Genomic DNA, 12,034 nt, shown 5'->3' with positions numbered 1-12,034 from the left:
ATTTCTCCCGCTCCACCTCCATCCCTTTTTGAAGGGGGGGAAGGGAAATCCTCCATTTTAAGGACTTTATCTTTTTTGTCCTTTTTATCCTTTTTATCCTTTCTCCCAAAAGGAAAGGTGGATAAAGGAGTCTCTGAATACTCCGCCTCCTTACCTGTCAAATATACTGTCGCCGCTACGCGGCTTTACGGAACAGGGGGAGCCTTTTCTACCATACTGTCGCCGCTAGGCGGCTTAACGGGAATGGGGGGGATGCCGTTACTACCATACGGTCGCCGCTACGCGGCTTAACCCCATGCACCACGCTCCATGCCCCATGCCATCATCCGTGGAATCCGTACCAATCCGTGTAATCCCTTTTTCATTTTTCATTTAACCACGCTCGTACCATGCTCGTGTGAAGATCGTGTTTGGTTCGGCCGGGCACGACCGGGGTGGGTCGATGGTGGCATTTTGAATAAGTTCGGAATGTTTGAAACAGAATTGTTCCAAATGGGAGCGCGCGGAGAAAATTTCAGTAAGTATAAGCCTGAGTGTAATATGTTTTTTTTTAATATATTTGGAAATAATTGAAAAAAATTATATTTTTGAAAATGAATGTTTTAGGTGTTGGAAATAAATAAAATAAACAGGAAAAAAACAAAATTCTTGTTTATCTATAGGTTTTATGAGATGTAAATACTTATAAAGTAAACCTTAAAAAAATTATCATGAAAAAAGGTTTTATTTTTTGGGTGCTTTTAGTCCTACCGCTGCTGGTTCTTTTACAGGCGTGCAAACCCGAAAACGATCCGCCTGTGGAAGAGCCGGAGGAGCCTGTTTTTGAGTTGTTAGGTCAGGTTTTCGGGCCGGGAATGCATCGCTATGAGTTTGAGGGGTTCAGGCTTGATTTGATTGTTACCGACACTTTGCATAACCCCAAGAGTGTTTTTGTGGAAGGTGAAGAATTCCTGATTGGTTTCAGGGTGATCCACGATTTTGAAGGCTTGTCGATAAGAAAGCGTGATAATATGTTCAAGGGATTAGGGGAGGTTTTGCAATTAGTTAATGACAGTGTCATTAGTTATGGTAAACCACATAGCTCTGTGTGGTGCTATTATACATTTTCAATAGACATTTTCGGAGATAGTTGGTTTTTATTGATTCCATGGTTAGGGGCATCAAACCCGGAAGGCTCAAGCGAGTGTTGGGCACATAACCTGGTGGCTATGGAGCCCCTGGAGCCCGGTGATTATTTTACAACCCTTGAAAACGTTTTATATATTACTTGTGCAGCGGGTCAGGGATTTACTGATAGCCTTTCATTCAGGGTTAATTTTTCTGTTATTGAAAATGAATCTCTCACTAAATCCGGGTTTTAGCCTGGATAAGAGAAACCTGTAATCACTCAAATTTCTCATTGCTTTTTTTCAGGACCATTGCGTTTTCTAAGCAATGGAAATCCTCCCGGTTTCCCCGAATATGCTTATTTTAGCGGAAAGTTTACATACGCAAAAACATAAAATACTTTCCGGAATATGATCAACCAGCAACTGATCAATCCTCGGTCCATCGTGGTGGTGGGCGGGTCGAACGACATCACCAAGCCGGGTGGCAAAATCTTAAAAAACATCATTGACGGGGGCTTTAAGGGCGAGCTGTATGTCACCAACCTGAAGGAGAGCGAGGTGCAGGGCATCCCCAGCTTTCAGAACCCTGCCGAGCTGCCGCAGGTTGACCTGGCGGTGATTGCCATTGCCGCACGTTTTGTGCCCGACACGGTGGATCTGCTGGCGCATCAGAAGAACACCCGGGCCTTTATCATCCTGTCGGCGGGCTTCAGCGAGGAAAGCGAGGCGGGGGCGGCCTTGGAGAAAAAAGTGGTGGACACCATCAACAGCGTGAACGGGGCTTTGATAGGCCCCAACTGTGTGGGCATCCTCACCCCCCATCACCAAAGCATCTTCACCTACCCCATACCCAAACTCGATCCCAAAGGCTGCGACTTCATCTCGGGCTCGGGTGCTACGGCCTGTTTCATCATGGAGGCGGGCATCCCCAAGGGGCTTACCTTTTCGAGCGTGTTCTCGGTGGGCAACAGCGCCCAGATGGGGGTGGAGGAAATTTTGCAATACCTCGATGAGACCTTTGACCCTGAGAGCAGTTCACGGGTAAAACTGCTTTACCTTGAACAGGTCGACAAGCCTCAGAAGCTGCTCAGGCACGCCTCTTCGCTGATTCGCAAGGGATGCCGCATCGCTGCCATCAAGGCGGGCAGCTCTGCCGCGGGCAGCCGTGCCGCCAGCTCGCATACGGGGGCGCTGGCGAGTCCTGATGTGGCGGTGGATGCCCTGTTCCGCAAGGCAGGCATCGTGCGCTGCAGCGGGCGTGAAGACCTTATCAGCGTGGCCTCGGTGTTTATGCACCCCCGGCTGGAAGGCAAGAACATAGCTGTCATCACCCACGCAGGCGGACCGGCGGTGATGCTCACCGACGCCCTCTCCAACAGCGGTCTGGAGGTTCCACATATAGATACCCCCGCAAGCAAGGAACTGCTCACCAAGCTCTTCCCCGGCTCATCGGTGGCCAATCCCATTGACTTCCTGGCTACGGGAACGGCCGAACAGCTGGGCATCATTATCGACTACGTGGATAATCAGTTTGACAACATTGACGGGATGGTGGTCATCTTTGGCACCCCCGGCCTGTTCCCCCTCTTCGACGTCTATGAGGTGCTGCACCAGAAGATGCTGACGGCCCGCAAGCCCGTCTTCCCGGTATTGCCCAGCACCCTGACCGCTAAGGCCGAGGTGGAAGACTTCATTGCCAAAGGACGGATCAACTTCCCCGATGAGGTGACCCTGGGCAATGCCCTGTGCAGGGTTTACCATACCCCGGCTCCGGGTCCTGAGAAAGTAGAATTGCCTGCCGTGGATCATCAGCGAATCCGTGCGATCATCGAGGGGGCAGGAGATGGATACCTGGCTCCCGAAGCGGTGCAGGGCCTGCTCGATGCAGCGGGCATCCCCCGTGCAGGCGAAGCCGTGGCCGCCACAGAGGCAGAGGTGCTGAAAGCCGCTGAGCAACTTGGTTACCCCCTGGTAATGAAAGTCGTGGGACCCGTGCACAAGAGCGACGTGGGCGGGGTGGTGCTCAACGTGAAGGATGCAGAAGGGGTGAAGCGTGAGTTCGCCCGGATGATGCAGATCAAGGACACCACGGCCATCCTGATGCAACCGATGCTGTCGGGCACGGAGCTGTTCGCCGGCGCCAAGCGTGAGGATAAATTCGGGCATATGGTGCTGTGTGGTATGGGCGGTATCTTTATCGAGGTGCTGAAGGACGTCTCCTCGGCCCTCTCACCCCTCTCAAAAGATGATGCCCTGGGGATGATCCGCAGGCTGAAGAGCTATAGGATCATCCAGGGGGTGCGCGGCCAAGAGGGCATCAGCGAAGACAGGTTCTCGGAGGTGCTGGTACGCCTCTCCGCCTTGCTGGAAGCTGCCCCCGAGATCTACGAGATGGACCTGAACCCCCTGCTGGGCAAAGGCGAACAGGTGGTGGCGGTGGACGCGAGGATTAACCTGGTGAAGTAAAGACTTAAGAGAAGAAGCGAGGATGCGAGGACGCATATCAATTAGCAGTAGGAAGTAAAAAGTAAGAAGTAGAAAGAAAAATCCGTCGCATCAGCCTCATTCGTGTGCCATCAAGAAACCGTCCATAGATAAGCAATGATGTAAGTCGCTTGTAAACAAATATTTATTATCAGCGAACATTAGTGGAACCGGAGATTTCATGGGGCATAGAGAACGAGGAAGCGAAGATGCGAAGATGCGAAGATGCGAAGATGAGCTGATTAAACAGATTGTAAAGGTTTTCGCTCATAACGGCATGGGGGAAGAGAAGTGGGCCAATAGCCAAAAGCCAATAGCTAAGGGCTGATCTCAACCTCAACCTTAACCTTTCCCGAGGACCTGGTCGATGATCTTCACGGCCTCAATAAGTTCGTCTTCGTTGCGGATGCGCAGGCGCTGGCTTCTGAAGGCATCCTTGATTTCTTGTGAATGCTCGGGAAAGAGGCGGTAAAGGGCTTTACGGTTAAAGCGTTTGACCTCCCGGGCCTGGTTATCGGGCATGAGGATGTAATAGGCCGGGTTGGGTTTTAGCTGGGCCCTGGCCACCAAGGCGTTTCCACGGTTTTCGATAACTTCCCTTTTGGTATGGATGCTGCGGTGGACCAGCAGGCGGATGCCTCCCTGGTACATCATTTGCGCGTAAATATTGATGGGATTGGGCTCATACCATCGCTTAAAGGTGATATTCTCAAAATACAGGCTGTCTTCCAGATAAGGAACAAGCAGGCTAAAGGAACGCACCATTTGCTTGTCGATCTGGATTGGCTGGAAGTTGGCAGGGTTCAGCCAGATGAGCTGGTCGAGGTATCCATTGTAACGCAACTGCTTCACTTCCACCACTTCACCGGTGGTTAGGGTCACACGCCCGGGATTCCATTCCTGGAGCAAGTACATACTGCCTTGTGAATTAAGGGAGAACGAGAACACCTCTCCCGACAACCTGGCCTGATTGGGGGGAACCATGGCATCGTTTTTCTCTTCATTGGCCAGAACCGGTGAAAAGATCAGCAGAGACAGGATCGTTATGATGGGCTTAAACATGGGTTAGGGCTTAATGGTAATCACTTTTTGAAAATGAATGGCCTTGCCATCGGGGCAGAGGCCCTGGATGGTCAGCAGGTATTCGCCGCTGAGGTCACCGGCAAAAAATTCCAGTTGGGTGTCCCTGTCTGAACGGACTCTCAGGGAAGGTTCCCAGAACAGCAGGTTTCGCAGATCGGGCTGCGCGGCAGTATTAGCTTCATTATCATGGCGGGGTGACACGAAACGGCCGGGCCTGCAGGGCGCATCATGGAACACTATGGTTGGAGATGGTTTCAGGTCCAGTTCTTGCCAGATATTTTCACGGGTAAAAAGGGCAATGATCCCCGGGAAATACATCTCTCCATGCATCCACTCGAGGTTATGCACCTGGATCTCCGTGAGGGTAGCCGAGTTAAGCTCTATCAAAGGAGCCAGATCATAGGTAACAATGCCATCGACAAACAGTATGGGTGAGCCTTCGAGTTGTTCGCGTTCGTTGGCGCTGACGATGGTATGCCTGTATTCATCCCCATTTTGCCGGATGCGCCAGGCAGGGATCAGTTCCCGTGAGATTTCGCGAAGATCGCTTAAGGGAGCATAGTTGTCCAGGCGAATAAGGCTCACCGGGTTTGCAAAAAGCCGGGGGGCAGTGAAGTAATATTGTTCGGGGGTGAGACTGGCACCAAGGCTGGAAATGCCAAAAGCCTTGTTAACACTCACCACCTCCTGGGCCTGCAAGAGATATTCTTTTTTGGCGGCAAGTCCCTTGAACCAGGACTTTTCAAAAGGTTTTTGGAACACAAATTTATCGAAGATCTCAATGTCAATGAGGCCTATATAGGTTTCGGGGTCGGGAGTGAAAACCAGTTCCCGGTCGTTGTAATAGCCATCGAGCAGAAACTGGAATTCTCCCTGATCATTGGTTCGGGAATACCTTAGATTGACCAGGGTATCGGGGGTGCTGAGGATTATCCTGACGTTTTCGAGCGGGCTTCCATCCAGACTCCGGCTTACTTTTCCCGACACGATCAATTGGTTGGTTTCCATGAAGAAAACGTTACGCTCGGGGGCATTGCTGAAATCGAACCCCTCTTTTGCTGTGATGCATGCCAGGCGCTGGTTGATGGCCTCAGGGGACAGAGCGCCAAAAGCTTCCAGTGCTTTGTTCGGCTCCATCTGCAATGCCCTGGCAAGATCCATGGCATTTTGCCAGCTTTGCAGACCCAATGAGGCGTCCTGAAAAGCTTCCTTTCGTGCCAGGGTTATATTGAGTTCCCGGGGGGCCATTTGCCCGGCTTTCTGAATATCAACAACGATCTTTTCCCTTTTGGAGAATTGGCCGTTCAGCGAAAATTGCGGGCCAGCAGGGTTAGCAGGGTGATACCAGAATCGTTTGCCAGATTCTATCCCGCCATTTTGGTTTAATTTTATCAGGATTAATCCCCGGGGGAGTTCATGTTCAGGAAAGCTTTGAGAATGGGTTTGTCCAGCAGCAAGGTTTAATGAGAACTGCCTGATCACCTGTCCGTTTTGCTCAAAGGTCAGATTTCCACTAAAGGTCTTTTCCGGCTGGGCTTCAACCGAAACCAGGATGTTGCCATTTTGCCGGAAGGCATGGAAGGCTGCTCCAGAATCGGAAGGAGCAGGGAGCCGGAACGTCTCATCCGTTCCTTCCAGGTAGGCAACACAACCCAGACCGCTTTGCGGGATGATGGGAATTGTAGCCCAGCCATGCTCATTGAGCCGGGTTTGGGCCAGGGTATCGCCCCTTTCGCTGAGGATGGTGACCTTCCTGAATGAAGCATCAAATTCACCATTGCTAACCATCAGCACTTTATTCTCCACGCCGCTGACCAAGGCGCCACCTTCAGGAAAGAAACTTACCTTGGGTGAAGTATCTGCTGGAGGGAAAAGCGTTTCCAGGCCGGTATCGAAACGGTTTGCAATATACAAGGGTTTACGGAAATACCACTCTTCACCTGCATTGCGCATCCAATTGGTAAAGGCAATAAGTTCATAGTATCCTGAAGAAAGGGTGTCGGGCAGATAAATGTTACCATGGGCTTGCTGGTCATCCAGTTCAACTGCAGCCCGTTGAATGATGCCCCTTTCATTTCGCAGTGCCAGGTAGGCAAATCCACTGGTTCTTCCCTGGATATGGGGTTCGGAGAACAAGGTCAGGTCGAAAAAGAGATTTTCGCCGGCCACATAGAGGTCGCGATCGGTGAGAAGGAAAATCGTTTCACGGGGGTTGGAGGGAATGCCCCAGGAATTTGCATGCAGGGGCATGATGGCCACCAGGAAAGCGAAGAACGAAAGAAAGCGTTTATATTTCACGTTTAATATACTTGTTTTCAAGGTTATGGAAAGAGCCAATGATCAGGGAATTGCTCATAAAGGCATCCCGAACGGGGAATGGTGTCCAGGTTTCCGATAAATTCAATGGTAACGTTGTTTTCGAAGAAATCAGCAATGACCTTATAAGTCATGACAAACTCGGAAGAGGCTTCAAAGAGGCCCAGGACTTCCTGGGAGGAGTCGGAGGTACACTGGATGTTCCCCGGGAGCTGGGAGGCGATGGGGTCGAAGAACCGCCCTTCATCACCCAGCTGTTCATTTTTTGCCTTATGAAACAAATAACTGTCTTCATTCAGGGTGAAGATCTTATTAATCATCACCCGGTGCATGTCATAGAGCTGGGCATTGATGCCGTAATAAACAAAGTCGTTGCGGTTCCTGATCACGAACCCCACCTTATCGGTGGCCTGGGGCAGGCTGTTGGGGTTGCCGATGTCGGTGCCCAGCTGCTCGTTGATGGTGCGTTTGACCCAGCAATAGTCATAGGTTTCGGCCGCCATTCCAAACTGATAAACGATGATATACTGAAGGTATAAGTCGGAAATAAAGCGGTAGCGGGCTGTTTGTTCCACCCCTCCCGAAGTCTGAAGAAAGGTATTGGTGCCGTCAATGGCAGAAATATAGACATTGTCGGAGATGTTGGAGTGGTGGTAAAAGACTTCCTGCCCCAGTTGGCCGAAAACAGAATCGATGGTAAGCGGGGGAATGATCTCCTGGGGTGCCGACTGGTATTCTTCACCCTGGGAGGTTGTGATATACAACACATAGCTCTCGCCAATGACGCCTGAGAAATCAGGGGGTGTCTGGTAAACGCCCGGCTGGTTTTCTTGCAGGAACACCACTGTTCCATCTGTGCCTGTGATCTTTACACTGGCATCGAGGACTTTTTCGGGGGCAAAGACCTCCTGGAACTTCACGGTCCTGGTCAATTTAACCGTATGTGGTCCTGGCTGATCGGTGATGAGGCCTTCCACCACCAGCAGGGGTTCAGTATTATCCAGTGTGGCACGGTATTCTTCCTGACAGGCTGAAAAGAAAAGCACGCCAGACAATAGTATCCAAAGGGCTATGTTGATTTTTTTCATGGTCAGAACGAGAAATTATAGGTTAGGGTAGGCAGGGGGCGGCCAATGATGTAAAGCTGGTAAAGCTTGAAGGAACGTGGCTCATAAAGTCCCGTAGGCTGCTTTTTGTAAAAGACTGAAAAGGGGTTCTTCCTGCCGTAAAGGTTCATGATCGAGACGGTCCAACTTCCTTTTCCACGGCGGTTTACCCTCAGGTTTTCATCCAGGGTGATGCTGATATCCAGGCGATGGTAGTCGGGCAGCCGGTATTTGTTGCGGTCGGAATAATAAATCAACTGGTTGCTTCCCTGCAGGAAGGTATGCTCAGGCAGCGTGATGGGCCGTCCGGTGTTGTATGTAAAGGTCCCGGCAAGGCGCCAGCGGCGGCTGATATGATAGTTGGCATTGATCACCAGGTTGTGGGGACGGTCAAAGTTTGAGGGGAAATATTCATTGCCGTTGATCTGGCTTTCAGCATAGGGGCTGGCCGATCTTACCCGGCTTGCCGACCAGGTGTAGCTGGTCCAGCCTGTCAGCCTTCCGGCGTTTTTCCTGACATAAAACTCCAGCCCGTAGTTATATCCCTCTGCATTGATAATATCGGTTTCCAGGTAATCGTTCAGGGCAATCTCGGCCCCGCTTTTGTACTCAATGGCGTTGTGCAGCTGTTTAAAATATGCTTCCACGGAGGTTTCAATGCTGTTATCAAGGAAATTGCGGAAATAACCCACCGCATATTGATCACTGCGCAGCGGCTTCAGGTGGCGGTCGCTGAGTTTCCAGATGTCAGCGGGTGCCATTACGGAGGTGTTTGAGATGAGATTAATGTACTGGTTGATCCTGGAGAAACTTAATTTCACCGAGGAGGTTTCTCCGACATTAAATCGCAGACCAGCGCGGGGCTCCAGGCCGTTATAGCTGGCCATGACTTCGTTGGAATCGTACCAAAGGGTGTCGATGATGTTTTCAGGCAGCCTGGGCATGTTTTCTTCGTAAAGATGAGATTTTCCGGGGCCAAGCTGAAGGTATTGCGTAAAGCGGAGCCCCAGTTCCAGGTTGATGCGCTCTGTGAGCACGATCTCATCGCTGATGAAAGCGGCCAGTTCGAGGGCCTGTTCGCGGTCCATGGTTTTGGGATCTATCAGCGACTGATCACCAATGGGTTTCATGATGCCGGGTTCAATGCCATAATGGAAGCCGTTGATCCCGAACTCGATCTTATGGTCGGGAACGGGCAGCCACGAGAAGAACCACTTCAGGTTATAATAGTCTATGGACGAATTGACTCCCTGGTGGATATAGGGGTTGATGTCGGGCGTTTCTTCAATGAGATAATTATAGTTGCTCATCCCCAGGATAAAGGTGGACGAGAGCCTGGCGTTAATGGCACTGTTCAGCCTCAGGGAAGCCAAAGTATTTTGGTAGTTGTAGTCGGTATCGCCGCCGAAGCCAAAGCGGTCGGCGCTGTGATAGCCAAAAAGGGTGAGGCGGTTTTTGGGTCCCAGGGCTGCATTCAGGGTGCCGGTCAGGTCAAAGAACCCAGCCGAACTGTTTAGCAGGTCATCGTTGGGTATCTTCTGCAGGAACCAGTCGGAATACGATGTTCTGGCCCCAAAAGAGAAGGTGATTTTTTCTTTGATGATGGGGGTCTCAAACAACAGGCGGCTGTTCAGAAGCCCTATCCCTCCCATGATGGTGGTTTTTTCCTTATCCAGTCCTTTGCCCAGGCGAATATCCATGACAGAGGAAGCCCTTTCCCCAAAGCGGGCCGGGGTTCCTGCCTTGATCAGGCTTAGACTGTTAACCAGGTCGGGGTTGACCACCGAGATTAGGCCGAAAAGGTGAGAAGAATTAAACAGGGGGACATTTTCGAGCAGTATCAGGTTCTGGTCAGCCCCTCCGCCGCGCACGTTGAAGCCGGTGCCAAACTCGCCGACCGACTGTATGCCGGGCATCAGGGTAATGCTGCGCACAATATCGCGCTCACCAAAGGTGCCCGGCAACTCTTTTATAGCTTGTGCATCGAGGTTGATCATACTCATCTGGGTGCGCGAAATGTTCTCTTCGGCCCGCTGTGCTGTGATGGTAAATGCTTCGAGCTGGGTACTGCTGCTGAAGAGGTCAAATTCAACGTTGCCGGGGCTGATCAGCCTGATCTGCTGGTAACGGTCCTCGTACCCCACATAGGAGATGCGCAGCCTCAGGTCGCCCACCGGAAGTTCCATCCTAAAATACCCATCGAAATTGGAAGAAGCTCCTGCGCCTGTTTCTGTTTCATATAATACAGCGCCCATCAAGGGCTCACCGGTGCTGCCATCCAGGATACGGCCCGTAAGGGTGGCCTTGGAAAAACGGCCATACTCCGAGGGATTGCCCACCACGATCTGGTCTTCGCTTGGGGCTAACTCAAGCTGGCCACCTTCGTCGGGCACCAAGAAGATCATCCCATCCAGGGTGACCAGGTTCAACCGGTGCCCCCGCGTGAGGCGGGTTAATGCATCCGGAAGGGGCAGGTCGAGCAACTCGCCGCTATAACTAACATCCCCAAACCATTCTTCCTTGAAGAATATCCGGGTGCCGTGCTTTTGCTCCAGCAAATGAATGGCCTGGGCGGCAGTAAGTTCTTCAGGAGTTTGCAGGGGAGTGCCCTGCGAAAAGGAAGGGGAAGAAAGAAACCCTGTGATCGTAACGAAAAATAGAAGAACAAAAATGTTTCGGTAAATTATCATGGTTGATAGTGAGGAGCTTTTTCTGGATTAGAATTGTGTTCGAATGTCAGCTGATAATCGTATAAACAATTGAATTTCAACATAAAATATGCCATTTTTATTAAAAACCTATGATCCAATCATTCATTAAAAAGACCTGCCGGAATTGTCTGAAAATTTGTGTTCACTTGCGGACGCTAAAGTCCGGATTTGAACAATAAACTAAACTTTGCTGCCTGCCCTGATGTTTTGCTTGCTGTGCCATCCCATTTCTTTAGAGCGGAGGCAAATATCCGCAATTTTAGCGGACTGTCAAAATTTATTACTTCTCCCCAATGGGAAAAATATCATGGAAACAATGTTCATATTAGATAAGAATTCAACGGCTTGGTTTAAATTTGCCGAAAATATTTTATAGCCTTTTTATTTCCCATTAATTAACTGCCTGGTTTATGCAAAAGAAAGACCTGATTTTTATCGCCTGCGTATTACTCTTTTTCCTTCCCTTTTTTGTGATCGACCCCCTGTTGGAAACCTACAAATTGTTTAATCAGCAGCACGGAATGATCATGAGTTTTGTAAAATTTGCCATTCTGGCTACTTTGGGGGAAGTGATCGGGCTAAGGATCAAAACCGGGCGTTATCATCAGGCGGGTTTTGGCGTCTTGCCCCGGGCGGTGGTTTGGGGGATTCTGGGGCTGACGATACAAATGGCTTTTGTGATCTTCTCCACGGGCACCCCGCAGTTCCTGGCTTACCTTGGTCTCAGCGGCGCTCCCGGCATCCTCGACCATCCTGGCTTTAGCGGGCTGAAGCTCACCACGGCATTCCTGACCAGCACTGCCATGAACCTGATCTATGCCCCGGTAATGATGACCATCCACAAGATCACCGACACCCATATTGAGCAAACCGGGGGCACCATCAGCGGCTTGCTGAAACCCTTTAATACGGGAGAGATTATGGCCGGCATTAACTGGCGGGTGCAATGGGGTTTTGTCTTCCGAAAGACCATTCCTTTATTCTGGATCCCCGCCCATACCATCACCTTTATGCTGCCTGGCGAATACCGCGTCCTGTTCGCCGCCCTCCTGGGTATCATGCTGGGCGTGTTGCTGGCTATCGCTGCGGTGATGGGAAAGAAGAAATAGCATTTGCAAACCTTTTCTGTCCGGAAAAAAGTTGTTCTTACATTAAACTCCGCCTGGATTTCGGTATCTAACAGGAAATTCAAGCGTGGTTTTATGAAAAAAAATCTGTTGTTTCT

The 12,034-nt window shown here is 50.6% G+C and carries 7 protein-coding genes; 3 read left to right on the top strand and 4 right to left on the bottom strand.

The window, feature by feature from the left end:
* The first annotated feature begins 710 nt into the window (after positions 1-710).
* Both V2I46_02130 and V2I46_02125 read left to right on the top strand, forming a co-directional pair.
* Complete coding sequence (locus tag V2I46_02130; protein MEE4176286.1) at positions 711-1,361, top strand: hypothetical protein; 651 nt, start codon at positions 711-713, stop codon at positions 1,359-1,361.
* 156 nt (positions 1,362-1,517) lie between these two features.
* Positions 1,518-3,575 carry an acetate--CoA ligase family protein gene (locus V2I46_02125; GenBank protein MEE4176285.1) on the top strand — a complete coding sequence of 686 codons (2,058 nt, stop codon included), beginning with the start codon at positions 1,518-1,520 and terminating at the stop codon, positions 3,573-3,575.
* 360 nt (positions 3,576-3,935) lie between these two features.
* Here V2I46_02125 and V2I46_02120 read toward each other — a convergent pair whose 3' ends face one another.
* From V2I46_02120 to V2I46_02105, 4 genes are read right to left on the bottom strand one after another with little or no spacing between them, the layout of a single operon-like run.
* Entirely contained in the window at positions 3,936-4,655 is a 720-nt protein-coding gene (locus V2I46_02120) for a hypothetical protein (protein ID MEE4176284.1), read from the bottom strand.
* A 3-nt stretch (positions 4,656-4,658) separates the two neighbouring features.
* A complete protein-coding gene (locus V2I46_02115; protein MEE4176283.1) occupies positions 4,659-6,974 on the bottom strand; it encodes a hypothetical protein in 2,316 nt (771 codons plus the stop codon).
* A 23-nt stretch (positions 6,975-6,997) separates the two neighbouring features.
* A complete protein-coding gene (locus V2I46_02110; protein MEE4176282.1) occupies positions 6,998-8,080 on the bottom strand; it encodes a DUF4249 domain-containing protein in 1,083 nt (360 codons plus the stop codon).
* A 2-nt stretch (positions 8,081-8,082) separates the two neighbouring features.
* Entirely contained in the window at positions 8,083-10,788 is a 2,706-nt protein-coding gene (locus tag V2I46_02105; protein MEE4176281.1) for a TonB-dependent receptor, read from the bottom strand.
* 431 nt (positions 10,789-11,219) lie between these two features.
* On the opposite strand from V2I46_02105, the gene V2I46_02100 reads away from it, so the two are divergent.
* Positions 11,220-11,918: a hypothetical protein gene (locus tag V2I46_02100; protein MEE4176280.1), complete on the top strand. Its 699-nt coding sequence runs from the start codon at positions 11,220-11,222 to the stop codon at positions 11,916-11,918.
* Positions 11,919-12,034: the final 116 nt, after the last annotated feature.

This window comes from Bacteroides sp. (assembly GCA_036351255.1).
Classification (GTDB): Bacteria; Bacteroidota; Bacteroidia; order Bacteroidales; family UBA7960; genus UBA7960.
Note: the sequence above shows the minus strand (reverse complement) of the source record. Positions and strands in the feature narration are given on the sequence as shown.